Source organism: Pseudomonas sp. OE 28.3, assembly GCF_014268205.2.
GTDB lineage: Bacteria > Pseudomonadota > Gammaproteobacteria > Pseudomonadales > Pseudomonadaceae > Aquipseudomonas > Aquipseudomonas edaphica.
The window spans coordinates 1,093,585-1,117,859 of sequence record NZ_CP077082.1 but is presented as its reverse complement, the minus strand read 5'-3'; the positions used below and the strand labels follow the sequence as shown (position 1 = coordinate 1,117,859).

The following is a 24,275-nucleotide window of genomic DNA, read 5'->3' as shown; positions in this document are numbered from 1 at the left end:
CGCTCAGCCATAGAACGCCACCGAAGCCATGCACCTCCAGAGAATTCGCATGCAGACTTTTTTTATCGCGCCCACCGATTTTGGTGTGGGTCTGACCTCCATCAGCCTTGGGCTGGTGCGCACCCTTGAGCGGGCCGGGCTGAAAGTCGGCTTCTTCAAACCGATTGCCCAGCCACATCCGGGTGACACCGGCCCCGAGCGCTCCACCGAACTGGTGGCGCGCACCCACGGCCTTAAGCCACCACAACCCTTGGGCCTGGCCCATGTGGAACGCATGCTCGGCGACGGCCAGCTCGACGAGCTGCTCGAAGAAATCATCACCCTGTACCAGCAAGCCGCCGTGGGCAAAGACGTGCTGATCGTCGAAGGCATGGTGCCGACCCGCAGCGCCAGCTATGCGGCGCGGGTCAACCTGCACCTGGCCAAGAGCCTCGACGCGGAAGTGATCCTGGTGTCGGCGCCGGAAAACGAAGTGCTCACCGAGCTATCGGGCCGCGTGGAATTGCAGGCCCAACTGTTCGGCGGCCCCAAAGACCCGAAAGTGCTGGGCGTGATCCTCAACAAGGTGCGCACCGACGAAAGCATGGAAGCCTTCTCGGCGCGCCTCAAGGAGCACTCGCCCCTGTTGCGTAGCGGCGATTTCCGCCTGCTCGGGTGCATCCCCTACCAGCCCGAACTCAACGCCCCGCGCACCCGCGACGTGGCCGACCTGATGGGCGCACAGATCCTCAACGCCGGCGACTACGAAACCCGGCGCATGACCAAGATCATCATTTGCGCGCGCACCATGCGTAACACCGTGGAGCTGCTAAAGCCGGGCGTGCTGGTGGTAACGCCGGGCGACCGTGACGACATCATCCTGGCCGTCAGCCTCGCCGCGATCAACGGCGTCCCCTTGGCCGGCCTGTTGCTGACCAGCGACACCCTGCCCGACCCGCGCATCATGGACCTGTGCCGTGGCGCCTTCCAGGCCGGGCTGCCAGTCCTTTCCGTGAGCACCGGTTCCTACGACACGGCCAACCAGCTCAACAGCCTGAACAAAGAAATCCCGATTGATGACCGCGAGCGCGCGGAGATCATCACCGATTTCGTCGCCAGCCACCTCGATGCACGCTGGCTGCACCAACGCTGCGGCACGCCACGGGAAATGCGCCTGTCGCCCGCGGTGTTCCGCTATCAGTTGATCCAGCGCGCCCAGGCCGCCAACAAACGCATCGTGTTGCCCGAGGGCAGCGAGCCGTTGACCGTGCAGGCCGCCGCCATCTGCCAGGCCCGCGGCATTGCACGCTGCGTGCTGCTGGCCAAACCTGCCGACGTGGAAGCCGTCGCCCGCGCCCACGGCATCGAATTGCCCGAAGGCCTGGAGATTCTCGACCCGGACCTGATTCGCCAGCGCTATGTCGAGCCAATGGTCGCACTGCGCAAGAGCAAGAGCCTCAACGCGCCGATGGCCGAGCAACAATTGGAAGATACGGTGGTGATCGCCACCATGATGCTCGCGCTGGATGAAGTGGACGGCCTGGTTTCCGGGGTTATTCACTCCACCGCCAACACCATCCGCCCTGCCCTGCAGCTGATTAAAACGGCGCCGGGCTGCACCTTGGTGTCGTCGGTGTTCTTTATGCTGTTCCCCGAGCAGGTGCTGGTGTACGGCGACTGCGTGATGAACCCGCACCCAAGCGCCGTGGAACTGGCGGAAATCGCCCTGCAAAGTGCCGACTCCGCCGCTGCCTTCGGCATTACGCCACGGGTGGCGATGATCAGCTATTCCAGCGGTGATTCGGCCAGCGGCGAAGAAGTGGAGAAAGTCCGCGAAGCCACCTTGCTCGCCCACGAACAGCAAAGCTCGCTGCTGATCGACGGCCCATTGCAATACGATGCCGCGGCCAATGAAACCGTGGCAAGGCAGTTGGCGCCCAACAGCCAGGTCGCCGGTAAAGCCACGGTGTTTGTGTTCCCGGACCTGAACACCGGCAACACCACGCACAAGGCCGTGCAGCGCAGCGCCGACTGCGTAAGCCTGGGCCCCATGCTGCAAGGCTTGCGCAAACCGGTGAACGACCTGCCGCGCGGTGCGCAAGTGGACGACATCGTGTACACCATCGCCCTGACGGCGATTCAAGCCGCCAACCGACCTATGGATATCTAAATGCTGGATTTTCTACCTGCCGCCGTACGCGGGGTAATCGCGTCCTTGTTGTTGGCGCTGAACACGATCCTGCTGTGTTCGTTCCTGTTTGTTGTCGCGCTGTTCAAGGCGCTGCCATTTGCCAAACGTTTCAGCGAATGGCTGATGAACCACACCCACGAAGCCTGGGTGACCAACAACAAGGGCTGGATGAACCTGGTGCGACGCACACGCTGGCACCTGACTGGCCTTGAAGGCCTGGACTACCAGCACTCGTATCTGGTGACCAGTAACCACCAGAGCTGGGTCGACATCATGGTGCTGCAATACGTGCTCAATCGCCGGATTCGGCCGCTGAAGTTTTTCCTCAAGCAGGAACTGATCTGGGTGCCGGTGATTGGCCTGGCATGGTGGGCGCTGGGCTTCCCGTTTATGAAGCGCTACACCAAAGCTTACTTGGAGAAGCACCCGGAGAAGAAAGGCAAAGACCTGGAAACCACGCGCAAGACCTGCGCGAAGTTTCGCGACAACCCGGTGGGTATTTTCAACTTTGCCGAAGGCACGCGGTTTACGCCGGGCAAGCACGCACAGCAGAAATCGCCGTTCCGTTACCTGCTCAAGCCCAAGGCCGGTGGCATTGCGTTTGTGCTGGATGCCATGGGCGAGCAGCTCAAGTCATTGGTGAACGTGACCATCCACTACCCGGCCGGGCGTCCAGGGTATTGGGATTTGTTGTGCGGGAATGTGAAAGACGTGGTGGTGCACTTTGAGGAAGTGCAGATTCCAGCCGGATTTATCGGCAAGAATTATGAGCAGGATGGGGAGTATCGGTTGGCGTTCCAGGGGTGGATCAACCGGTTGTGGGAAGACAAGGATGCGCTGCTGGATAAGCTTCACACGGAATACCCAGGCCGCCACTGACCGACCTGTGAATGCAATCTAACGTGGGAGCTGGCTTGCCTGCGATAGCTGACTGTCAGTTGATGGGTATGTTGCTGACCCACCGCTATCGCAGGCAAGCCAGCTCCCACAGTGACCGCGCCAGACCTTGAGAAAGTAAAAAGCCCGCCACCGAATGATCGGTGGCGGGCTTTTTTGTGGCGGCGAGGTTTAGATCGCGCCGCGCTGGCGCAACAGCTCCAGCACTTGCTTGACGCTGTCTTCCAGCGACGTGGCCTGGGTGTCGATCACCAAGTCGGCATTCAGCGGCACGTCGTACGGGAAGGACTCGCCTGGGATGTTGTCCCCGCCCGCCGCGTACAGGCCTTGCGGGTCACGCTCGGCGCACACCAGCGGCGAGGCCTGCACGTAGACGGTGAGCAAGCGGTCGCTGCCGATTAACGCCTTGGCCTGTTCACGGCCTTCGGCATCCGGGGCAACAAACGCGGCCAGGGTCAGCAGGCCGGCTTCGTTGAACTGACGCGCCACGTGAGCAGCACGGCGCCAGTTTTCGGTACGCCCGACGCGGTCCTGCGGCAAGCCCTTGTTCAAGTCGCGGCGCAGGTTCTGGCCATCCAGTACGAATACCGCACGGCCCATGTCAAACAGCTTGCGCTCAACCGCGTAGGCCAAGGTGCTTTTGCCGGCGCCGGACAGGCCGCTGAACAACACGGTAGCCGGTTGCTGGCCGAAGCGTTGGGCGCGCTCTTCGGTGGCTACATGAGCAAGGCGGCCGTGTTGCGCAGCGCCACCATGGCCCACCGGCGGCGCAATAATCATGCCCGCAGCCACAGTACCGTTGGTCAAACGGTCGATGACGATAAACGCACCGGTGGTGCGGTTGCTGTCATAGCCATCCAACGCAATGGCGGCGTCGAGGCTGACCTTGACCCGGCCAATCTCGTTCAGTTGCAGCGAACTTGCCGGGCCTTCGGCCAGGGTGTTCACGTCCACGCGGTGCACGATGCTGGTGATCGAACCCGGCACGTAGCTGGTGGCGCGCTTGATGTCATATTTCTTGCCCGGCAGCATCGGCTCTTCGGCCATCCAGACCAGCATGGCGTCGAAAGCGTCGGTGACTTGCGGCACGTTGTCGGCATGCACCAACAGGTCCCCACGGGAGATGTCGATCTCGTCTTCCATGGTCAGGGTCACGGCCTGGCCTGGGCCTGCGTGTTCCAGCTCGCCCTCGAAGGTGACGATGGATTTGACGCGGCTGCTCTTGCCCGACGGCAGCACCACGACTTCATCGCCCTTGTGCACGATGCCGCTGGCGAGGGTGCCGGCGAAACCACGGAAGTTCAGGTTCGGACGGTTGACGTACTGCACCGGGAAACGCAGGTCGGTGTAGTTGCGGTCGTTGGCGATCTCGACGGTTTCGAGGATCTCCATCAGCGACTGGCCGGTGTACCAGGGCGAGCGCTCGCTCTTGTTCACCACGTTGTCGCCCTTGAGCGCCGACATCGGTACGAACGCCATGGTGCTCGGCTTGAACGCAATGCCCTCGGCAAACTTCAGGTAATCGGCCTTGATCGACTCGAACACGCTTTGGTCAAAGCCATTGATGTCCATCTTGTTGACGGCAATCACGATGTGCTTGATGCCCAGTAACGAGGCGATATAGCTGTGGCGGCGGGTCTGGGTCTGCACGCCGTAGCGGGCGTCGATCAGAATGATCGCCAGGTCGCAGGTGGACGCACCGGTGGCCATGTTGCGGGTGTACTGCTCATGGCCGGGGGTGTCGGCGATGATGAATTTGCGCTTGGCGGTGGAGAAGTAGCGGTAGGCAACATCAATGGTGATGCCCTGTTCACGCTCGGCCTGCAGGCCGTCAACCAGCAAGGCCAGGTCGATATCATCGCCCGTGGTGCCGGATTTTTTCGAATCACGGGTAATGGCTTCCAGGTGATCTTCGTAGATCATCTTGGAGTCGTGCAGCAGGCGCCCGATCAGGGTGCTCTTGCCGTCGTCGACGTTGCCGCAGGTCAGGAAGCGCAACATCTCTTTGCGCTCGTGCTGGCCCAGGTAGGCGAGGATGTCCTCGCTGATCAAATCAGATTGATGCGACATTGGTGACAGCCCCTTAGAAATAACCCTGACGTTTTTTATCTTCCATCGAGCCTGCGCCATCGTGATCGATGACCCGGCCCTGGCGCTCGGAAGTTCGCGTCAGGAGCATTTCCTGAATGATGTCCGTCAGCGTCTCGGCTTCGGACTCCACCGCGCCCGTCAACGGGTAGCAGCCAAGGGTACGGAAACGTACTTTCTTTTTGACGATTCGGGCTTTGTCTTCGTCGGACAAGTGCTCGAGGATGCGGTCGTCGTCGATCATGATCAACGTGCCGTTCTTCTCGATCACGTCGCGCTCGGCGGCGAAGTACAGCGGCACAATCGGGATGCCTTCGAGGTAGATGTACTGCCAGATGTCCAGCTCGGTCCAGTTGGACAGCGGGAACACACGGATCGACTCGCCTTTGTTGACGTTGCCGTTGTAGACGTTCCACAGCTCCGGGCGCTGGTTCTTCGGGTCCCAGCGGTGTTTGCTGTCACGGAACGAGTACACACGCTCTTTGGCGCGGGACTTCTCTTCATCGCGACGGGCACCGCCGAAGGCTGCGTCGAAACCATGCTTGTCCAAGGCCTGCTTGAGGCCTTCGGTCTTCATGATGTCGGTGTGCTTGGCGCTGCCGTGGGTGAACGGGTTGATGCCCTGCGCCACACCATCAGGGTTGACGTGGGTGATCAGGTCCAGGCCCAGTTCTTCGACCATTTTGTCGCGGAACTTGTACATCTCCTGGAATTTCCAGCGGGTGTCGACGTGCATCACCGGGAACGGCAATTTGCCCGGGAAGAAGGCCTTGCGCGCCAGATGCAGCATCACGGCGGAGTCTTTACCGATCGAGTAGAGCATCACCGGGTTGTCGAACTCGGCGGCGACCTCGCGGATGATGTGGATGCTTTCCGCCTCCAGCTGTTTCAGATGCGTCAGTTTGTCGACCATGGCTACTCACGGAAAAACGATCTTATGGACGGCCAGCGGGCCGTGTTCGAGCGGGGCATGCTAGCACAGCACCTTCTTCTATTCAGGGAGCCAGCTAGATCGAAACGGTATATGAATATGCCCCTCAGTTTGGCTTGTGGTAGCTGGCTTGTCTGCTCTACAGGCACCTCAGTCATTCAGGCAAACCGAGGTGATGCAATCGCAGGCAAGCCAGCTCCCACATTTGAGCCTTGGTGTTCTTTAGATTGGGTTGGGGCAATCGATGAACAGATGTTCCAGCGCGAAACGCCGTGCCAGATAGTCACCCAGTGCCTGCACGCCATAACGCTCAGTAGCGTGATGGCCCGCTGCAATAAAGCTGACGTCGTTTTCCCGCGCGCTGTGGAATGTTTGTTCGGACGCTTCGCCGCTCAGATACAAGTCAACGCCTGCGGCAATAGCATCATCAATGTAGCCCTGACCGCCGCCCGTGCACCAACCCACCCGGCGGATCATCTCGCTGCCTTCGATCAACAGTGGCTCGCGACCCATTACATCCTGCACGCGCCGGGCAAAATCACGCGGCGACAAGGGTTCGGCCAGGGAGCCGACCAGGCCGACGATTTTCGGGTTGCTGGGGTCCAGCGGGCCTTCGACGGTGATATCCAGCTGACGGGCGAGTTGCACGTTGTTGCCCACTTCCGGGTGCAGGTCCAGCGGCAGGTGGTAGGCCAGCAGGCTGATGTCGTGCTTGAGCAGGGTTTTCAGGCGGCGTTGCTTCATGCCGGTGATGCACGGGTTTTCGCCCTTCCAGAAATAACCATGGTGCACCAGCACCAGGTCGGCCTGGGCTTCGACGGCGGCGTCCAGCAACGCTTGGCTGGCCGTGACGCCGCTGACAATGCGCATCACCTGCGGGCGCCCCTCGACCTGCAAGCCATTGGGGCAATAATCGGCAATTTTTGCGCTGCCAAGGTAGCGGTCCGCTTCCTCGACCAGGGTGCTAAGGGGGACAGCCATAAAAGACTCCTAAATATCCCGTTCCGAGGCGCTCGCAGCCTCGTATAATGCGCGACATTATGGGCGCTATCCCGCCCCCTGCAACCTGTCAGGACTTACTTGATGCTCAAGGCACTGCGTTTTTTTGGATGGCCATTGTTGGCTGGCGTGCTGATCGCGATGCTGATTATTCAGCGTTATCCCCAATGGGTGGGCTTACCCAGCCTTGATGTGAACCTGCAACAGGCCCCACAAAGCAGCTCGGTGGTGCAAGGCCCGGTCACCTACGCCGACGCGGTGGTCATCGCCGCGCCTGCAGTGGTCAACCTGTACACCACCAAGGTCATCAATAAACCGGCGCATCCGTTGTTTGAAGACCCGCAGTTTCGCCGCTATTTCGGCGACAACGGGCCCAAGCAGCGCCGGATGGAATCCAGCCTCGGTTCCGGGGTGATCATGAGCCCGGAAGGTTACATCCTCACCAACAACCACGTGACCACCGGCGCCGACCAGATTGTGGTGGCCCTGCGCGACGGCCGTGAAACCCTGGCCCGCGTGGTCGGCAGCGACCCGGAAACCGACCTTGCGGTGCTGAAGATCGACCTCAAGAGCCTGCCCTCGATCACCATCGGCCGCTCCGAAGGGCTGCGCGTCGGTGATGTCGCGCTGGCCATCGGCAACCCGTTCGGCGTCGGCCAGACCGTGACCATGGGCATCATCAGCGCCACCGGGCGTAACCAGTTGGGGCTCAACAGCTACGAAGACTTTATCCAGACTGACGCGGCGATCAATCCGGGGAACTCTGGCGGCGCATTGGTGGATGCCAATGGCAACCTGACCGGTATCAACACGGCGATTTTCTCCAAGTCCGGCGGTTCCCAGGGCATCGGCTTTGCGATCCCGGTGAAGCTGGCAATGGAAGTGATGAAGTCGATCATCGAGCACGGCCAGGTAATCCGTGGCTGGCTGGGCATCGAAGTACAGCCGTTGACCAAGGAACTGGCCGAGTCGTTCGGCTTGACCGGGCGCCCGGGCATCGTGGTGGCCGGGATCTTCCGCGACGGCCCGGCGCAGAAAGCCGGCCTGCAGTTGGGCGATGTGATCCTGAGCATCGACGGGGAACCGGCCGGTGATGGCCGCAAGTCGATGAACCAGGTGGCGCGGATCAAGCCGACCGATAAGGTGTCGATCCTGGTAATGCGCAACGGCAAAGAGATCAAGCTGTCGGCAGAGATCGGCCTGCGCCCGCCACCCGCCCCGGTGAAAGAAGAGGAATAACGGCTACGGGAGCCCGTTCGCGGGCTCCTGTTACCGAATATTTCAAAAGAAATCCATTCTCAATGGTCATGTTATATTGTTTCAATATCGCTATTGGAACGCTCTATCATGCCGTCTCAAAGATTCGCCCCCGTTGCTGGCCTGGCCTTGGGTTTGCTGCTGGACCCCGCCTACGCCGATGACAACACTGTCGAACTGGACACCATCAGCGTCACCTCCGACGCCTATGAATCCGCCACCGGCCCCGTCAAAGGCTACCGCGCCACCCGTTCCGCCAGCGCGACCAAAACTGACACCGATCTGCGCGACATCCCACAATCAATCAGCGTGATTCCTGCCACGGTGCTCGAGGACCTGGGCAGCACCAGCGTGGAACGTGCTCTGGAGTTTGCCGGCGGCGTGTCCAAGCAAAACAACTTCGGCGGCCTGACGCTTTACGAGTACAGCGTGCGCGGCTTCACCACGTCGGAGTTCTACCAGGACGGTTTCAGCGCCAACCGTGGCTACCCGAGCACCCCGGACGCGGCCAACATCGAGCGCATTGAAGTGCTCAAAGGTCCCGCAGCCAGCCTGTACGGCCGTGGCGATCCGGGCGGCACCGTGAACATTGTCACCAAGAAGCCGCAGCCCGAAGCCTTTACCACCGTGCAAACCAGTGCCGGCAGCTGGGACCGCTATCGCACCGCACTGGATGTGAACACGCCGCTGGACAGCGAAGGCCGCGTGCTGTCGCGGGTCAACCTGGCCGTGGAAGACAACCACAGCTTCCGCGATCACGTCGACGCCCAGCGCGTGTTCGTCGCGCCATCATTCAGTTGGCAGTTGGACCCCGACACCAGCCTTCTCGTAGAAAGCGAGTTCGTGCGCCACAGCTCCACCTTCGACCGGGGCATCGTCGCCAACCATGGCATGTCCCGCTCGACCTTCCTCGGCGAACCCAACGACGGCAATATCCGCAACCACAACAATCGCATCCAGGCCGCGTTGGAACATCACCTTAATGACGCCTGGAAACTGCGCCTGGCCAGCCACTACAAACAGGGCAGCCTGTGGGGTGACGCCTCGGAAAGTCGTGCGCTGAATGCCAACGGCCATACCGTTAACCGCCGCCTGCGCGAACGCTCCACCGGTTGGCACGACAGCATCACCCAGCTGGAACTGCGCGGCCAGTTCGACATCGGCAGTTGGCAGCACGAACTGTTGATCGGCGGCGAATACGAGGACTACCGTAAGAAGGAACGCGTGTCGGCGGTTGCCGGCAGCCTCTACCCCATCGACATCTATAACCCGATCTACGGCCAGACCAAACCCAACGGCGCACGCACCGGCACCGACGTCTTCGAACAGACGAAAAGCCAGGCGCTGAACCTGCAAGACCAGATCATCTTCACCGACCGCCTGCGCGGCATGCTCGGTGCGCGCTTCGAGCATGTCGAACAACGCACCGACGACTTCACCCGCAACCACGCCAAGAGCCGGCATACCCACGACGCCCTGACTCAACGCGCCGGTCTGCTCTATCAGCTAGCGCCGCAAGTCGGGGTGTTCGCCAACGCGTCAACCTCGTTCAAACCCAACAACGGTGTGGATGCCGGCGGCAAATCCTTCAAGCCCGAAGAAGGCGTGGGCTATGAAGTGGGGATCAAGAGCGAGCTGTTCGACGACCGTTTGAGCACCACGCTCGCCGCCTTCCATATCGAAAAAGAAAATGTTCTGACCCAGGACCCGGCCACCCTCAACAACAGCCGCGCCATAGGCAAGGCGCGCAGCCAGGGCTTTGACCTGCAACTGAGCGGGCAAGTGACGGACGCGGTACGCGTGATCGGCGCCTTTGCCTATATCGACGCCGAAGTGACCAAGGGCGACAAATCCATCCCCACCGGCAGCCGGATTCTGGGCGTAGCCAAGCGCAGCGGCAGTCTGCTGGGTGTGTATGAATTCCAGAATGGCGCGCTGCGCGGCTCGGACCTGGGCGCGGCGTTCACCTACGTTGGTGATCGCTCCGGCGAGGCCGGCAGCCAGTTCGAACTGCCCGCCTACCACACCGTCGACCTGCTGGCGCATTACAAAGCCAGCGATAGCGTCACGGTGGGCCTGAACCTCAACAACCTATTCGACGAAAAGTACTACGAGCGCTCCTACAGCAATTACTGGGTCACTCCCGGCGAGCCGCGCAACTTCACCGTCAGCCTGACCCTTAACCTGTAAAAGGATGCCCCATGCAAGCCTTCAAATCCCTGGCCGTGATCGGCCTGCTGTTTGCCAGCCAAGTCTCGGCCCACGGCCTGTGGACCGAACAACGACGCGGCAATATCGAAGTGATCTACGGCCACGGCGCCGAAGACAATGCCTTCAAGGCGCAGAAAATCAGCGGCGCCTGGGCGTATGACGCCAGCGGCAAAATGATCCCGGTCACCGTGGAGCGCCTGGCCGACCACGCACGCCTCAAGCCACTCAAATCGCCCGCCGTTTTAGCCGTGGCGTTGGATAACGGGATGTGGTCGCAGACGCCGGACAAGAAGTGGATCAACCAGGGCCGTAGCCAAGTGCCAGGCGCGATTGAGTCGACCCAGACCTTCAAGTACAGCCTGGCGATTTACCAGCCGGGGGCGAAGCTGCCCAAACTGGATCAGATCAAGCTGCTGATCCTGCCGGAAGTCGACCCGCTGACCGTAGGGCCAGGCAAGTCACTGCCGGTGCGGGTGCTGCTGGACGGCAAACCGGCGGCGGGGATCAAGCTGGTGGGCGATTATCGCAATGCGCCGAACACCTTGAGCACTGAGACCGACAAGGACGGCCGCGCCCAGGTGCTGGTGCGTAATGAAGGGTTGAATGTGATTGCCGCGCAGGTGGAGATTCCGCTCAAGGACAACGCCGACGTGGCCACCCGCGGGCTGTTTACTTCGTTGACCTTCCTCGGTGAACCGCATCACGAATAAACCCTGAAAAACACTGTGGGAGCGGGCTTGCCCGCGATGGCGGCCTATCAGTCACCCAATATGTCGACTGACAAACCGCCATCGCGGGCAAGCCCGGCTCCCACAGTTGATCTCTATCGTTTCGACACTCGGACTACAGCGCTACTGGCGCCCGCTCGCACAGCGTATTAAGCGCCACCGCCCACTGCGGCTCATCGTTCAAGCACGGCACCAACACCAACTCCTCGCCCCCTGCCTCGCGGAACTGCTCCAGCCCGCGATCACCAATTTCTTCCAGCGTCTCAATGCAGTCCGCTACAAACGCCGGGCACATCACCAGCAGCTTTTTCACGCCTTGCTGGGCCAAGGTCTCCAGGCGGGCCTCGGTGTAGGGTTCGATCCACTTGGCACGGCCCAGCCGTGACTGGAACGCCACCGACCACTTGCCCTCCGGCAAGCCCATGCGCGCGGCAAAGTCGCGCGCCACGCTGAAGCACTGGGCGCGGTAGCAGGTGGCAAGCACCTCGGGCGAAGCGTTCTTGCAGCAATCAGCATCCTTGAAGCAATGCTGGCCTGTGGGGTCGAGTTTTTTCAGATGGCGCTCAGGCAACCCATGGAAGCTCAGCAACAAGTGATCGAATTCCTGTGCCACGTACGGCCGGGCGCTGGCGACCAAGGCGTCGAGGTATTCCGGCTGATCGTAGAACGGCTGCAAGATAGAAAACTGCACGTTGAGCTTCTTGTCGCGGACCACACGCTTGGCTTCTTCGATCACCGTGGTCACGGTGCTGTCAGCGAACTGCGGATACAACGGCGCCAGGGTGACTTTTTGAATGCCTTGAGCCGCAAAGCGCGTGAGGGTGGTTTCAAGCGACGGCTCGCCGTAGCGCATCGCCAGCTCCACCGGGCCGTGGGTCCACTGCTGGGTCATTTGCGCTTGCAAGCGACGGCTCAGGACCACAAGCGGCGACCCCTCTTCCCACCAGATCGAGGCGTAGGCATGCGCCGATTGCTCAGGGCGCTTGATCAGGATCAGCGACACCAGCAAGCGCCGCACCGGCCACGGCAGGTCGATCACATAAGGGTCCATCAGGAACTGATTAAGGTAGCTGCGCACATCGGCCACCGAAGTGGACGCCGGTGAACCCAGGTTGACCAGTAACAACGCGTGATCCGTCATGCAACATCCTATGGCTAGAGGCGGCTGGACAAGTCTTCCAGTGCCGCGTGCAACTCAGTGAACTGAAAAGTGAAACCGGCGGCCAGCAACCGTTCGGGGACGGCCTTCTGCCCGCCCAGCAACAACCCGGACAACTCGCCCAGACCGACCTTCAAGGCAAACGCCGGCATCGGCATGAACGCTGGGCGGTGCAGCACCTGGCCCAGGGTGTTGGCAAACTCGCGATTACGTACCGGGTGTGGCGCGCAGGCATTATAAGGACCGCTGGCGTCGCCGTTGTGCAGAAGAAAATCAATCAGGGCGATTTGATCTTTGATATGGACCCACGGCATCCACTGCCGACCATTGCCGATCGGCCCGCCCAGCCCCAGTTTGAACGGCAGCAGCAGGCGCGACAAAAAGCCGCCCTTGGCCGCCAACACCAGGCCAGTGCGCACCAGCACCACGCGGGTGCCGAAGGCTTCGGCGCGCAACGCGGTTTCTTCCCAGGCGATGCACAGTTGGCTGGGGAAATCATCCTGCACCGGGCCACTGGCTTCGGTCAGTTCGCGCTCGCCGCCGTCGCCATACCAGCCCACTGCAGAGCCGGAAATCAACACCGCCGGCTTTTGCGCCAGGCCTTGCATCCAAGCCAGCAAGGTTTCGGTGTGGCCGATGCGGCTGCTCCACAGCAATGCCTTGCGCTTTTTGGTCCATGGGCGATCGGCAATCGGCGCGCCCGCCAGGTTGACCACCGCATCCACCGTGCCGATCACGTCTTGCAAGCGGCCAACACCGAGCACCTCGGCACCGCACCATTTGGCCACGGTATCCGGCTCGCGGCTCCACACGGTCAGGCGATGCCCTTGGGCAAGCCAGTGCAGACAGAGTTGGCGACCGATCAAGCCCGTACCGCCGGTCAGCAAAATATGCATGGGTTTCTCCTCATGTAACGTTTGCCGCCCATCGCTAGTCTATTTTATAAGCATGGATCTTTTGTAAGTGGGCGTTACGTTGGTTTCAGAGGCCGGTTCAGGCCTCCTTCTTAACCCCTCACCCTTAACCTTAGGTCACGCCGTTAGAACAGGTACGCCAAAACTTATACCAAAAAACAATATTGTACAGCTATGGGTGTCGGCGTAGTCTGTACCCAAAGGTAAAACGAGGCCCCCAATGACTGTTCCCATCGCGATCATCGGCACCGGCATCGCCGGTCTTTCCGCCGCCCGAGCGTTACGAGACGCGGGGCACGTTGTACAACTCTTCGATAAAAGCCGTGGCAGTGGTGGCCGCATGTCCAGCAAGCGCAGCGATGCCGGCGCGTTGGACATGGGCGCACAATACTTCACGGCCCGCGACCGGCGCTTCGTCAACGAAGTACAGCGCTGGCAAAGCAACGGCTGGGCCGAACAGTGGAAACCGCAGCTGTACAACTTCAAGTCCGGCCAGCTCACGCCCTCCCCCGACGAGCAGATCCGCTGGGTCGGCACGCCGCGCATGAGCGCCATTACCCGCGCAATGCTTGACGACTTACCGGTTGAGTTCGGTTGCCGCATCACCGAAGTGTTCCAAGGCAAGCAGCACTGGAACCTGCTGGACGCCGACGGCGGCAATCATGGCCCGTTCAGCCACGTAGTCATTGCCACGCCGGCGCCCCAGGCCACCGCCCTGCTGGCCGCCGCGCCCAAGCTTGCAAGTGCGGCCGCCGGGGTGAAGATGGACCCCACCTGGGCCGTCGCGCTGGCCTTTGACACGCCGCTGGATACGCCGATGCAAGGCTGCTTTGTGCAAGACAGCCCGCTCGACTGGCTGGCGCGCAACCGCAGCAAACCTGGGCGTGACGCCACCCTCGACACCTGGGTGCTGCACGCCACCAGCGCCTGGAGCAAGGCCAATCTCGACTTGCCCAAAGAGGCGGTGATCGAACACCTGCACGGCGCCTTCGCCGAACTGCTGCACAGCGCCATGCCCGCACCGTCCTTTAGCCTGGCCCATCGCTGGCTTTACGCCAGGCCGTCGGAGCGGCATGAATTTGGCGTGCTGGCCGACGCCGACCTGGGCTTGTATGTGTGTGGTGACTGGTGCCTGTCCGGGCGGGTCGAAGGCGCGTGGCTCAGCGGCCAGGAGGCCGCACGCCGCCTGATCGAACACCTGCAATGAACCGTCTCAACCCGACGAAATTGCTGTTGTCGAAGTGGACAGCAGCACGCCCGCGCAACAAGGAAAAACACTTCCTCGTCACCGAACTGTTCCGTGATGACGAAGGCACCGTGCTCGAAATCGAGCTGCAAGCGGTCATGACCCGCCGCGCCGAACGCCTCCCGTGGCAAACCCTGCAAAATGCCGAAGACTGGCGCATGGGTTGGAAATAGCGGGCGCTGAAAATACTTATACAAATAATTTGACTTGTACAGCATCAAACCTATGATGAGATTTAGTTGTACAGAATTATAAATCTGTATAGGAATTTCGCAGAGGGTTGAGCATGTCCAGCAGCGCAAAACCGAAGATCGCCATCAGTGCCTGCCTGCTCGGCGAGAACGTGCGCTTTAACGGCGGACACAAACAATCCCTGCTGTGCAGCCAAACGCTCGCCGACTATTTCGACTTCGTGCCGTTGTGCCCCGAAGTGGCGATCGGCCTGGGCATCCCCCGCGAACCGATTCGCCTGGTGGGCGACCCTGCCCACCCGCAGGCTGTCGGCACCGTGCACCGTGACCTCAATGTGACGCAGCCATTGGATGATTACGGCCAGCAGATGGCTGTGGAACACACAGACCTGTGCGGCTACATCTTCATGCAGAAGTCGCCGTCGTGCGGCCTAGAGCGAGTCAAGGTCTACCGCGACAACGGCACGCCCGTTGATGGCGGCGGGCGCGGCATTTATGCCCAGGCGTTTTGCGCACGCCACCCCAACCTGCCGGTAGAAGAAGACGGCCGGTTGAATGACCCGGTGCTGCGCGAGAACTTCCTCACCCGCGTGTTCGTGTACGCCAGCTGGCAAGAATTGCTGGCTGAGGGCATCACCCGTCACCGCCTTTTGGCGTTCCACGCGCGCTACAAATACCTGCTGATGGCCCACAGCCCTGTGCATTACAAAAGCCTTGGCCACCTGCTGGGCAGCATGGGCAAGAGCATCAACCTGGATGAACTGGCCGCCGGCTATTTCAGCGAGTTGATGACCGGCCTGAAAAAGTGCGCCACACGCGGCACCCACACCAATGTGCTGCAACACATCAGCGGCTACCTCAAACAAGCCATCAGCGCCGATGACAAGCAGGAAATGCAAACCGTCATCGGCCAATACCGCACCGGCATCGTGCCGCTGGTAGTGCCGCTGACCTTGCTCAAACATCACTTTCGCCAACACCCGGACCGCTACATCGCGCAGCAGGCGTACCTGCAGCCGCACCCGGAAAACCTCAGCCTGCGTAATGCGATCTAGACCATGACACCTGCCCTGCAAGACGACCCTGTCGAAGACATCGCCCAAGCCATCGAAGACGGCTGGCTGCCGATTCGCGAAGTGGCGCGCCAGACCGGCGTCAACGCCGTGACCCTGCGCGCCTGGGAGCGCCGTTATGGCCTGATCGTGCCCCAGCGCACGCCCAAGGGCCATCGGCTGTTCAGCGCCGAACATGTACAACGCATCCACACCATTCTGACCTGGCTCAACCGTGGTGTGCCGGTCAGCCAGGTCAAAGGCTTGATCGATTCCGCCCAGGCCAGCCCCGACAGCGTCGAAAATGAATGGCATGTGCTGCGTCATAAACTGCTCACCGCAATCAGCGAATTGGCCGAACGCCGGGTCGACGACCTGTTTAACCAGGCCATGGCGCTGTACCCGCCGCGCACCTTGTGTGAGCAATTGATGCTGCCGCTGCTCAACGCGCTGGAGCAACGCTGGCAGGGCCAGTTCGGCGCGCAAATGGAGCGAGTGTTTTTTCTGTCCTGGCTGCGCAGCAAGTTCGGCGCGCGCATTTACCACAACAACCGCCAGCTCCAGGGCGCGCCGTTGCTGCTGGTCAACCAGTCAGACGTGCCCCTGGAGCCACACCTGTGGCTTAGCGCCTGGCTGGCCAGCAGCGCCGACTGCCCCGTGGAGGTTTTTGATTGGCCTTTGCCGACCGGCGAACTGGCCCTGGCCGTGGAACACCTGCAACCGCGTGCGGTGCTGCTGTACTCAAGCAAAGCCCTCCACTTGTCGGCACTCGGCAAACTGTTGGGCGGCATCAGTTGCCCAATTTTGATTGCCGGACCAACGGTATGCATCCACCAGGACGAGTTAGCCGTATTAACCGGTGACACTCCTGAATTGTTCGTGGCCGAAGACCCCTTGTCAGCCCACCAGTTACTGATCCAGCGTGGAATTGTCTAAATGCATTTGATCTGGCTGCGCACCGACTTGCGCCTACACGACAACACCGCCCTCGCCGCCGCCTGCCAGCGCGGCCCGGTTGCCGCCGTGTACCTGATCACGCCGCAGCAATGGCTGGCCCATGATGATGCACCCTGCAAAGTCGATTTCTGGCTGCGTAACCTCAAGCACCTGAGCCAGGCCCTTGGCGAACTGAACATTCCCTTGCTGATTCGCACCGCCGACACCTGGGACCAGGCGCCCGCCGTGCTGGGCAAACTGTGCCGGGAACTGTCAGTGGAGTCGGTGCACGTCAACGAGGAATACGGCATCCACGAGAGCCGTCGCGATGTGGCCGTGGCCAACGCCCTGGAGGCTGACGGTGTGACGTTCCACAGCTACCTCGACCAACTGTTTTTCCAACCCGGCAGCGTGCTGACCAAAACCGGCACTTACTTTCAGGTGTTCAGTCAGTTCCGCAAGGTCTGCTACAACCGCCTGCACAGCGCCTTGCCGCGCCTGGTGGCCACGCCGCAACAACAGGCACCGCAGGATGTGCACAGCGACGCCATCCCGGATCAGGTCGACGGTTTCGCGCCACCCAGCGAGACCTTGCGCGCCCTCTGGCCGGCCGGTGAAGAAGAAGCCCGGCGTCGCCTTGACGCCTTCGCCGACCAACAGATCAGCTACTACAAAGACGAACGCGACTTCCCGGCCAAACCCGGCACCAGCCAGCTCTCGGCCTACCTCGCCGCCGGTGTGGTTTCGCCGCGCCAGTGCCTGCACGCCGCCCTGCAAACCAACCAGGGCGAGTTCGAAAGCGGCGATATCGGCGCCATCACCTGGATCAACGAGTTGCTGTGGCGCGAGTTCTATAAACACATTCTGGTCGGTTACCCACGGGTCTCACGCCACCGTGCGTTCCGCCCCGAAACCGAGGCACTGGCCTGGCGCGATGCGCCCAAGGACTTGGCCGCCTGGCAGCAAGCGCGCACCGGCCTGCCGATCATTGACGCAGCCATGCGCCAACTGCTGGAAACCGGTTGGATGCACAATCGCCTGCGCATGGTGGTGGCGATGTTTTTGACCAAGAACCTGCTGATCGACTGGCGCGAAGGCGAGCGCTTCTTTATGCGCCACTTGATCGACGGCGACCTGGCCGCCAATAACGGCGGCTGGCAGTGGAGTTCGTCCACCGGCACCGACGCGGCACCGTACTTCCGGATTTTCAGCCCGTTGAGCCAGTCGGAAAAGTTCGACAGCGAAGGGGTATTCATCAAGCACTGGCTGCCAGAGTTGGCGGCGTTGAACAAAAAAGAAGTGCACAACCCCGAAGCCGCCGGTGGCCTGTTCGGCGTGGCGGATTACCCACGCTCGATTGTCGACCTGAAAAAATCCCGCGAGCGCGCCCTCACCGCCTTCCGCAACCTGCCTTCACGCCAGGAGGTCGCCGAACATGAGTGACTTCCTGCACCGGTTCGCCCAAGCCTTTACCACGCTGGACAAGCACAACCTGCACCTGCTCGACAGCTTGTACAGCCAGGACATTGCCTTCACCGATCCGCTGCACGAAGTGCATGGGCTGCCCGCTTTGCGCGGTTACTTCACCGAGATGTACAGCAACATCAGCCAGTTGCGTTTTGACTTCCATGGCTTCGACCAGGTCGCCGAAGGCGAAGGCTACCTGCGCTGGAAAATGAGTTTTTGCCACTCGCGCCTGGCCAATGGCAAGGTAATCCGGGTGGAAGGTTGCTCGCACCTGATGTGGCGCGACAAGGTCTACCGCCATCGCGATTATTTCGATGCGGGCGCGTTGCTCTATGAACACTTACCGGTAGTCGGCCGTGTGGTCAGTTGGCTAAAAAGGAGAATGGGATGAGCCTTGTACCGCCCCGCCGTTATTGGTTGACCGGTGCCAGCAGTGGCATCGGCGCCGCTCTGGCCGTCGAACTGCTCAACAGTGGCGCGCATGTGGCGCTCAGCTCGCGCAGCAAAGGCCCGCTGGAAGCGTTCGCCCAGCGTTATCCAGGCCAAGTGCTGGTGGTAGCCGGCGACCTGACCAACAGCCAGACCGTGCGCGAGATCGGCGAACGCATCGGCGAGGTCTGGGGTTCATTGGATACGGTGATCCTCAACGCCGGCACCTGTGAGTATGTCGACGCCCGGCAATTCGATTCCTCCATCGTCGAGCACGTGGTGCGCACCAACCTGCTTGCCAGCAGCTATTGCATCGAAGCTGCGCTGCCGCTGTTGCGCAAAGGGCTCACCCCACATCTGGTGGGCGTCGCCAGCGCCGTGACCTACCTGCCAATGCCGCGCGCCGAAGCCTATGGCGCGTCCAAGGCCGGGCTGCGTTACCTGTTCGAATCGCTGCGCATCAGCCTGTCGCCGGAGAACATCGACGTCACGGTGATCAGCCCGGGCTTTGTCGACACCCCGCTGACCGAACGCAATGATTTCCCGATGCCGCTGAGCTGGTCCGCCGAAAAGGCTGCGCGGCATATCTTCGCCAAATTGGAAAAGCGCCCGTTGGAAATCGCCTTCCCCGCGATGTTTATCGCCACCTTGTGGCCATTGTCGAAACTGCCCAACCGCGCGCAACTGATTATCGGCAAACGCATGCTGCGCAGCCCGCCACCGAAGAAGGACGACCTGTGAAGATCGCCATCATCGGCAGCGGTATCGCCGGGCTGACCAGCGCTTACCTGCTCAGTCGGCGCCACGACATCACGCTGTTTGAGGCGGGCGAGCGCATTGGCGGGCACACCCACACGGTCAACGTCACGGTCAAAGGTAAACCCTATGCCGTGGACACCGGTTTTATCGTGTTCAACGACTGGACCTACCCTAATTTCATCCGTCTGCTCGGGCAGATTGGCGTGACCTTCAAGCCCACCGAAATGAGCTTTTCGGTGTGCGACCAGAACGCAGGTTTCGAGTACAACGGTAATAACCTCAACAGCCTGTTTGCCCAGCGCCGCAATATTCTCTCGCCGGGATTCTGGGGCATGTTGCGCGACATTCTGCGCTTTAACCGCCAGGCACCGCTGGACCTGCAAGAGCAACGCATCAGTGCCGATATGACCCTGGGCGACTACCTCGATGCTGGGGGTTATAGCCCACGCTTTATCCGCCATTACATCGTGCCGATGGGCGCGGCGATCTGGTCGATGTCGCTGGCGGACATGCTCGGTTTTCCGTTGCAGTTCTTTGTGCGGTTCTTCAAGAACCACGGGTTGCTGTCGGTGAACAATCGGCCGCAATGGTGCGTGATCGAAGGTGGTTCCAGCAGTTATATCGAACCTTTGACCCGCAGTTTTCGCGAGCAGATCCGCCTCAATTGCCCTGTGGATAAAGTCGAACGCACAGGCGACGGCGTGGTTATCCACAGCCTCGCCGGCAGCGAGACCTTTGACCGCGTGGTGTTCGCCTGTCACAGCGACCAGGCCCTGGCGTTGCTGGCCGACCCGAGCCAGGCTGAGCAGGACATTCTTGGTGCCCTGCCCTACGCCGACAATGACGTGGTGCTGCACACCGACACGCGCCTGCTGCCCGATCGCAAACTGGCCTGGGCCAGCTGGAATTATCGCCTGAGCGGCAGCGCGCAAACCCAGGCGGCCGTCACTTACGACATGAACATCCTGCAAGGCATCCACAGCGACACCACCTTTTGCGTCAGCCTCAACCAGACACCGATGATCAACCCGCTGAAGATCCTCGCGCGCTACACCTATGCGCATCCGCAATACAGCCTGGCGGCAGTGGCCGCACAAAACCGCTGGGAAGAATTGCACGGCGCGCGGCACACCTTTTACTGCGGCGCCTACTGGGCCAACGGTTTTCATGAAGACGGCGTGAGCAGCGCATTACGCGTGGCCCAGGCCTTTGGCGAAACCCTATGAACAGCGCCCTGTACAGCGGCTGGATCGCCCATCGCCGGTTTGCGCCCAAGGCCCACGCCTTTCGCTACCGCATCGGCCTGCTGTACCTGGACTTGAGCGAACAAGACAAAGTGCTCGGCCTATCACCCCTGGCCGGCAACAGCCGCCTGGCGCCCTTCGGCTTTCGCCAGCAAGACTACCTGCGTGAATTCACGCGTCACGGCATGAGCTTGAGCGATGCCGTGCGCCAGGAAGTCGGCAAGGCACTGGGGCGCGAGCCCCGGGGCGTTATCTGCCTACTGACCCAGGCCCGCAGTTGGGGCCTGGCTTTTAACCCGGTGAGTTTCTTCTACTGCTTCGAGGCCGACGGGCAACTGGCCGCGATCCTGTGTGAAGTAACCAACACCCCGTGGCGCGAGCGTTACCACTATGTGCTGCCGGCCCAGGCGTTAGGCGCCGAAGAACACCAGCACTTCGCCGTGGCCAAGGCGTTCCATGTGTCGCCGTTTTTACCCCGCGACCTGGAATACCGCATGAGTTTCAGCCCGCCGGCCGACAGGCTTGGTGTGCACATGGCCGATTGGCAGGGCACGCAAAAAGTCTTCGACGCCACCTTGAGCCTGCAAAAAGAAACGCTGACCCGCGCCAGCCTGCACCGTTACCTGTGGCGTTTCCCGTGGATGACCGCCAAGACCTGCCTGGCGATTTACTGGCAAGCCATGCGCCTGTTACTCAAACGCACACCGATTTTTTCCCATCAGGCCGCCGATGGCGCCTCTCGCACCGCAGTCGGGTATACCAAGGATCGCCGCCATGAAATCCCCTAGCTTATCGGTCAAGACCAACCGCCTGAACGTCAACGGCGTGACCAGTGCGCTGTTGCGCAAAGGTGTGCTGCGCCAGCTCAGCCAACTGCGCCACGGCCAGTTGGTAGTGATTGAAGAGGGTGAACGCCAGGTGTTCGGCGCACGCGAAGCGCATCTGTTGGGCGAAATCCAGATCCACGATTCGGCGGTCTGGGGCTTGGTGGCCGCCAATGGTTCGATCGGCGCCGGCGAGGCGTTTATCCACGGTTACTGGAGCAGCCCGGACCTCACCGCCGTGGTGCGTGTGATGGTCAGCAACCTTGATGTGCTTGACGCAATGGAAGGCGGCCTGGCGCGCTTGGCGCGACCGTTCACCCAAGGCCTGCACTGGCTTAACCGCAACACCCGCAAGGGCTCGCAGAAAAATATCGCCGCCCACTATGACCTGGGCAACGACCTGTTCGAGGAATTCCTCGACCCGACCATGATGTATTCGGCGGCGCAGTTCCTGACGCCCGACGACAGCCTGGAACAGGCGCAGTTGAACAAGCTGGAACGCATCTGCCAGAAGCTTGCGCTCAAACCCACTGACCATTTGCTCGAAATCGGCACCGGCTGGGGCAGCATGGCGTTGTATGCGGCGCAGCACTATGGCTGCAAGGTCACCACCACGACCTTGTCCAAAGAACAGTTTGCCTACACCGAAAAACGCATCGAGGCCTTGGGCCTCAAGGATCAGGTGAAGCTGCTGCTGCAAGATTATCGCGACCTGACCGGTCAGTACGACAAGCTGGTGTCCATCGAGATGATCGAAGCGGTCGGCCATCGCTTCCTGCCCACCTACTTCAAGCAATGCGCGCACCTGCTCAAAAGCGACGGCCTGATGCTGCTGCAAGCCATCACCATTCGTGAGCAGCGTTTTGAGCAGGCCAAGAACAGCGTCGACTTTATCCAGCGCTATATTTTCCCCGGTGGCGCCCTGCCTTCCGTGCAGAACATGTTGCAGATCGTCAGCCGCGACACCGACATGAACCTGCTGCACATGGAAGACTTCGGCTTGCACTACGCGCGCACCTTGCGCCTGTGGCATGAGAACTTCCGTCGCGCCCATGGCCGCCTTGCCGAGTTGGGCTACGATGAATACTTCCTGCGTCTGTGGGAATTCTACTTGTGCTACTGCGAAGGTGGGTTTATGGAGCGAACGATCGGTACCGCGCAGTTGCTGCTGGCCAAGCCTGCGGCGATCAACCCGCCGTTGCTCGGGCGTTTCAGTGCTTAAAACGCTGGCCAATGCCGTGCTGTTCCAGTGCGGTTGGTTTGCCTGTGTGCTGGGCGGTGACACCCGTTGGTTATGGGTGGGCGCTGGTGTGCTGGTCATCCACCTGCTGTGGACAAGCTCATGGTCTGAAGACGGCCAAGTGCTCCTGGCCGTGACCCTTTTGGGTACCGTAGTCGATACCTCGTTGCGTACCTTTGGCGTGTTTCACTTCGGTTTTCCAGGGCCGCTGATTCCCTTTTGGCTAATCATGCTATGGGCACTGCTCGCCACCACGCTGCGCCATTGCCTGGCCTGGAGCGCACAACCCTGGTGGCGCGCCAGCCTGCTGGGTGCGGTGGGCGGGCCGTTGTCTTACTACGCCGGCAGCCAATTGGCCGGTGTGCGTTTCGGCTACGACACAACGCTAACGCTGATCGGCCTGGCGCTGCTTTGGGCGATCCTGTTCCCCGTCATGCACGGGGTGGCGCGACAGCTTGGCCACTGACGTCCGTCAGAGCATTCATGCGCACCCAGCGCGCTTGCCTTACACTGCGCGCCTATGACCAACATCCCCCACACTCAAATCACCGAACCCGCCGTCACCTGCTCGACGTGCGCGGCCTGCTGCTGCCAGCTGGAAGTCATGCTGATTACCGACACGGGTGTGCCGCAACGCTATATCGATACCGACGACTGGGGCGGTGAAGTGATGCTGCGCCTGGATGACGGCTGGTGCGCGGCGCTGGATCGGGACACGATGATGTGCACGATCTACGAGCGGCGGCCGTTGATCTGTCGGGAATTCGAGATGGGTGCGCCGGAGTGCCTGGAAGAGCGCCAGGGCATTGCGACGGCGTATCGCTGATCCAACATGTGGCGAATATAAAATGTGGGAGCTGGCTTGCCTGCGATAGCATCACTTCGGTGTAACTGATAAACCGAGGTGCCTGCATCGCAGGCAAGCCAGCTCCCACATGGTTTTGCGTAGGCTTGAGAGTTACAACGGGTAGGTGTAGTGCAACGAGTAGCTTTCTACCCCGTCGTTATTGCTGCTGATGCCCGCATTGGAATAGTGCGTGGCGCGAATGCCCACTTCATGCCCACCGGCAAAGCGCAAACCAAAGCCCAGTCGGTCTTCGAACTGGAAGGCCTGGCCGATGTTGTTGTCTTCAACCCGCGTACGTGAAAACACCGCGACACCGATCCCGGCTTCTATATAGGGCTTGACCTTCTGCCCGGCAAACTCGTACACAAACACCGGCGAGAACGACAGGCTGCTGACACTCGCGCGTTTGTCGCCATCCCAGTAGGTGTAAGCGCCGCTCCAATAGCCGGTCAGTCGGCCCGTATCACTCTGCCACCAGCTTTTATCCCAATCCGACGTCAGCCCCAATCGATAGGTCATGGTCGAATCGCTGGTGCCCCCCACCCCAAATTCCAGGCCGGCGGCCTGGGCCGAAACTGAGTGTCCCACCACAGCGGCCGCAATCGCAGCCAAACAGAACAAGCGCTTCATAAGAGCACATCCTTTGAGATCGAAGTCGTATGGTTTTGTACAGGCTAACGCTATAG

General features: G+C 61.0%; 23 protein-coding genes. 17 read left to right on the top strand and 6 right to left on the bottom strand.

The window, feature by feature from the left end:
* Window positions 1-49 precede the first annotated feature (49 nt).
* A complete protein-coding gene (pta, locus tag HU759_RS04870) occupies window positions 50-2,149 on the top strand; it encodes a phosphate acetyltransferase (protein ID WP_056859109.1) in 2,100 nt (699 codons plus the stop codon).
* On the top strand, window positions 2,150-3,049 hold the full coding sequence (locus HU759_RS04865) for an acyltransferase (protein WP_170036198.1): 900 nt from the start codon (window positions 2,150-2,152) through the stop codon (window positions 3,047-3,049).
* 189 nt (window positions 3,050-3,238) lie between these two features.
* Here the strand turns inward: HU759_RS04865 and cysN are convergent, their stop codons facing one another.
* From cysN to HU759_RS04850, 3 genes are all read right to left on the bottom strand, one after another.
* The gene (gene cysN, locus HU759_RS04860) at window positions 3,239-5,137 is read right to left on the bottom strand and encodes a sulfate adenylyltransferase subunit CysN (RefSeq protein ID WP_017137613.1); all 1,899 of its coding nucleotides are present in this window, start codon (window positions 5,135-5,137) and stop codon (window positions 3,239-3,241) included.
* Between the two features lie 13 nt (window positions 5,138-5,150).
* Window positions 5,151-6,068 carry a sulfate adenylyltransferase subunit CysD gene (cysD, locus tag HU759_RS04855; protein ID WP_017137614.1) on the bottom strand — a complete coding sequence of 306 codons (918 nt, stop codon included), beginning with the start codon at window positions 6,066-6,068 and terminating at the stop codon, window positions 5,151-5,153.
* Window positions 6,069-6,308: 240 nt separating this feature from the next.
* Window positions 6,309-7,067: a Nif3-like dinuclear metal center hexameric protein gene (locus HU759_RS04850; protein WP_169986831.1), complete on the bottom strand. Its 759-nt coding sequence runs from the start codon at window positions 7,065-7,067 to the stop codon at window positions 6,309-6,311.
* 102 nt (window positions 7,068-7,169) lie between these two features.
* Here HU759_RS04850 and algW point away from each other — a divergent pair, with 102 nt between their 5' ends.
* The 3 genes from algW to HU759_RS04835 all read left to right on the top strand — a co-directional run bounded on the left by algW (window position 7,170) and on the right by HU759_RS04835 (window position 11,263).
* The gene (algW, locus tag HU759_RS04845) at window positions 7,170-8,324 is read left to right on the top strand and encodes a Do family serine endopeptidase AlgW (RefSeq protein ID WP_017137616.1); all 1,155 of its coding nucleotides are present in this window, start codon (window positions 7,170-7,172) and stop codon (window positions 8,322-8,324) included.
* Between the two features lie 108 nt (window positions 8,325-8,432).
* Window positions 8,433-10,532: a TonB-dependent siderophore receptor gene (locus HU759_RS04840; RefSeq protein ID WP_186618173.1), complete on the top strand. Its 2,100-nt coding sequence runs from the start codon at window positions 8,433-8,435 to the stop codon at window positions 10,530-10,532.
* An 11-nt stretch (window positions 10,533-10,543) separates the two neighbouring features.
* Complete coding sequence (locus tag HU759_RS04835) at window positions 10,544-11,263, top strand: DUF4198 domain-containing protein (RefSeq protein WP_017137618.1); 720 nt, start codon at window positions 10,544-10,546, stop codon at window positions 11,261-11,263.
* Window positions 11,264-11,396: 133 nt separating this feature from the next.
* Here the strand turns inward: HU759_RS04835 and hemH are convergent, their stop codons facing one another.
* Entirely contained in the window at window positions 11,397-12,422 is a 1,026-nt protein-coding gene (hemH, locus tag HU759_RS04830; protein ID WP_186618172.1) for a ferrochelatase, read from the bottom strand.
* Window positions 12,423-12,436: 14 nt separating this feature from the next.
* Window positions 12,437-13,336, bottom strand: coding sequence for a TIGR01777 family oxidoreductase (locus HU759_RS04825; protein WP_169986827.1), 900 nt, complete (start codon window positions 13,334-13,336; stop codon window positions 12,437-12,439).
* Window positions 13,337-13,574: 238 nt separating this feature from the next.
* Here HU759_RS04825 and HU759_RS04820 point away from each other — a divergent pair, with 238 nt between their 5' ends.
* The 12 genes from HU759_RS04820 (at window position 13,575) to HU759_RS04765 (ending at window position 23,568) form a co-directional block, all read left to right on the top strand.
* Window positions 13,575-14,561, top strand: a complete 987-nt coding sequence (locus HU759_RS04820; RefSeq protein ID WP_186618171.1) for an FAD-dependent oxidoreductase — start codon at window positions 13,575-13,577, stop codon at window positions 14,559-14,561.
* Window positions 14,558-14,773, top strand: a complete 216-nt coding sequence (locus HU759_RS04815) for a TIGR02450 family Trp-rich protein (protein ID WP_017137622.1) — start codon at window positions 14,558-14,560, stop codon at window positions 14,771-14,773. Before HU759_RS04820 ends, HU759_RS04815 begins: the two co-directional genes overlap by 4 nt.
* A 113-nt stretch (window positions 14,774-14,886) precedes the next feature.
* Complete coding sequence (locus HU759_RS04810; RefSeq protein WP_186618170.1) at window positions 14,887-15,846, top strand: DUF523 and DUF1722 domain-containing protein; 960 nt, start codon at window positions 14,887-14,889, stop codon at window positions 15,844-15,846.
* A gap of 3 nt (window positions 15,847-15,849) precedes the next feature.
* A complete protein-coding gene (locus HU759_RS04805) occupies window positions 15,850-16,779 on the top strand; it encodes a MerR family transcriptional regulator (RefSeq protein WP_186618169.1) in 930 nt (309 codons plus the stop codon).
* The gene (gene phrB, locus HU759_RS04800) at window positions 16,780-18,222 is read left to right on the top strand and encodes a deoxyribodipyrimidine photo-lyase (protein ID WP_186618168.1); all 1,443 of its coding nucleotides are present in this window, start codon (window positions 16,780-16,782) and stop codon (window positions 18,220-18,222) included.
* Window positions 18,215-18,637, top strand: coding sequence for a nuclear transport factor 2 family protein (locus HU759_RS04795; RefSeq protein WP_186618167.1), 423 nt, complete (start codon window positions 18,215-18,217; stop codon window positions 18,635-18,637). The genes phrB and HU759_RS04795 overlap by 8 nt, the downstream gene beginning before the upstream one ends.
* A complete protein-coding gene (locus HU759_RS04790) occupies window positions 18,634-19,416 on the top strand; it encodes an SDR family NAD(P)-dependent oxidoreductase (protein ID WP_017137627.1) in 783 nt (260 codons plus the stop codon). The genes HU759_RS04795 and HU759_RS04790 overlap by 4 nt, the downstream gene beginning before the upstream one ends.
* Window positions 19,413-20,660 carry an FAD-dependent oxidoreductase gene (locus HU759_RS04785; RefSeq protein ID WP_186618166.1) on the top strand — a complete coding sequence of 416 codons (1,248 nt, stop codon included), beginning with the start codon at window positions 19,413-19,415 and terminating at the stop codon, window positions 20,658-20,660. The genes HU759_RS04790 and HU759_RS04785 overlap by 4 nt, the downstream gene beginning before the upstream one ends.
* Window positions 20,657-21,466, top strand: coding sequence for a DUF1365 domain-containing protein (locus HU759_RS04780; RefSeq protein ID WP_186618165.1), 810 nt, complete (start codon window positions 20,657-20,659; stop codon window positions 21,464-21,466). Before HU759_RS04785 ends, HU759_RS04780 begins: the two co-directional genes overlap by 4 nt.
* A complete protein-coding gene (locus HU759_RS04775) occupies window positions 21,453-22,724 on the top strand; it encodes a cyclopropane-fatty-acyl-phospholipid synthase family protein (protein WP_099549226.1) in 1,272 nt (423 codons plus the stop codon). The genes HU759_RS04780 and HU759_RS04775 overlap by 14 nt, the downstream gene beginning before the upstream one ends.
* Window positions 22,717-23,208 carry a DUF2878 domain-containing protein gene (locus HU759_RS04770; RefSeq protein WP_099549225.1) on the top strand — a complete coding sequence of 164 codons (492 nt, stop codon included), beginning with the start codon at window positions 22,717-22,719 and terminating at the stop codon, window positions 23,206-23,208. Before HU759_RS04775 ends, HU759_RS04770 begins: the two co-directional genes overlap by 8 nt.
* A 54-nt stretch (window positions 23,209-23,262) precedes the next feature.
* The gene (locus HU759_RS04765; RefSeq protein WP_017137632.1) at window positions 23,263-23,568 is read left to right on the top strand and encodes a YkgJ family cysteine cluster protein; all 306 of its coding nucleotides are present in this window, start codon (window positions 23,263-23,265) and stop codon (window positions 23,566-23,568) included.
* Window positions 23,569-23,700: 132 nt separating this feature from the next.
* On the opposite strand, the gene HU759_RS04760 is transcribed toward HU759_RS04765, so the two are convergent.
* The gene (locus HU759_RS04760) at window positions 23,701-24,219 is read right to left on the bottom strand and encodes an acyloxyacyl hydrolase (RefSeq protein WP_186618164.1); all 519 of its coding nucleotides are present in this window, start codon (window positions 24,217-24,219) and stop codon (window positions 23,701-23,703) included.
* Window positions 24,220-24,275: the final 56 nt, after the last annotated feature.

What these genes read in the sequence shown, in the direction of transcription:
- HU759_RS04790 (WP_017137627.1), top strand. Translation starts at nt 18,634, where the DNA reads ATGAGCCTTGTACCGCCCCGCCGTTATTGGTTGACCGGTGCCAGCAGT.
- HU759_RS04850 (WP_169986831.1), bottom strand. Translation starts at nt 7,067, where the DNA reads ATGGCTGTCCCCCTTAGCACCCTGGTCGAGGAAGCGGACCGCTACCTT.
- HU759_RS04775 (WP_099549226.1), top strand. Translation starts at nt 21,453, where the DNA reads ATGAAATCCCCTAGCTTATCGGTCAAGACCAACCGCCTGAACGTCAAC.
- HU759_RS04810 (WP_186618170.1), top strand. Translation starts at nt 14,887, where the DNA reads ATGTCCAGCAGCGCAAAACCGAAGATCGCCATCAGTGCCTGCCTGCTC.
- cysD (WP_017137614.1), bottom strand. Translation starts at nt 6,068, where the DNA reads ATGGTCGACAAACTGACGCATCTGAAACAGCTGGAGGCGGAAAGCATC.
- HU759_RS04805 (WP_186618169.1), top strand. Translation starts at nt 15,850, where the DNA reads ATGACACCTGCCCTGCAAGACGACCCTGTCGAAGACATCGCCCAAGCC.
- HU759_RS04835 (WP_017137618.1), top strand. Translation starts at nt 10,544, where the DNA reads ATGCAAGCCTTCAAATCCCTGGCCGTGATCGGCCTGCTGTTTGCCAGC.
- HU759_RS04760 (WP_186618164.1), bottom strand. Translation starts at nt 24,219, where the DNA reads ATGAAGCGCTTGTTCTGTTTGGCTGCGATTGCGGCCGCTGTGGTGGGA.
- phrB (WP_186618168.1), top strand. Translation starts at nt 16,780, where the DNA reads ATGCATTTGATCTGGCTGCGCACCGACTTGCGCCTACACGACAACACC.
- HU759_RS04840 (WP_186618173.1), top strand. Translation starts at nt 8,433, where the DNA reads ATGCCGTCTCAAAGATTCGCCCCCGTTGCTGGCCTGGCCTTGGGTTTG.
- HU759_RS04820 (WP_186618171.1), top strand. Translation starts at nt 13,575, where the DNA reads ATGACTGTTCCCATCGCGATCATCGGCACCGGCATCGCCGGTCTTTCC.
- HU759_RS04765 (WP_017137632.1), top strand. Translation starts at nt 23,263, where the DNA reads ATGACCAACATCCCCCACACTCAAATCACCGAACCCGCCGTCACCTGC.
- HU759_RS04795 (WP_186618167.1), top strand. Translation starts at nt 18,215, where the DNA reads ATGAGTGACTTCCTGCACCGGTTCGCCCAAGCCTTTACCACGCTGGAC.
- algW (WP_017137616.1), top strand. Translation starts at nt 7,170, where the DNA reads ATGCTCAAGGCACTGCGTTTTTTTGGATGGCCATTGTTGGCTGGCGTG.
- HU759_RS04780 (WP_186618165.1), top strand. Translation starts at nt 20,657, where the DNA reads ATGAACAGCGCCCTGTACAGCGGCTGGATCGCCCATCGCCGGTTTGCG.
- HU759_RS04825 (WP_169986827.1), bottom strand. Translation starts at nt 13,336, where the DNA reads ATGCATATTTTGCTGACCGGCGGTACGGGCTTGATCGGTCGCCAACTC.
- hemH (WP_186618172.1), bottom strand. Translation starts at nt 12,422, where the DNA reads ATGACGGATCACGCGTTGTTACTGGTCAACCTGGGTTCACCGGCGTCC.
- HU759_RS04865 (WP_170036198.1), top strand. Translation starts at nt 2,150, where the DNA reads ATGCTGGATTTTCTACCTGCCGCCGTACGCGGGGTAATCGCGTCCTTG.
- cysN (WP_017137613.1), bottom strand. Translation starts at nt 5,137, where the DNA reads ATGTCGCATCAATCTGATTTGATCAGCGAGGACATCCTCGCCTACCTG.
- HU759_RS04815 (WP_017137622.1), top strand. Translation starts at nt 14,558, where the DNA reads ATGAACCGTCTCAACCCGACGAAATTGCTGTTGTCGAAGTGGACAGCA.
- pta (WP_056859109.1), top strand. Translation starts at nt 50, where the DNA reads ATGCAGACTTTTTTTATCGCGCCCACCGATTTTGGTGTGGGTCTGACC.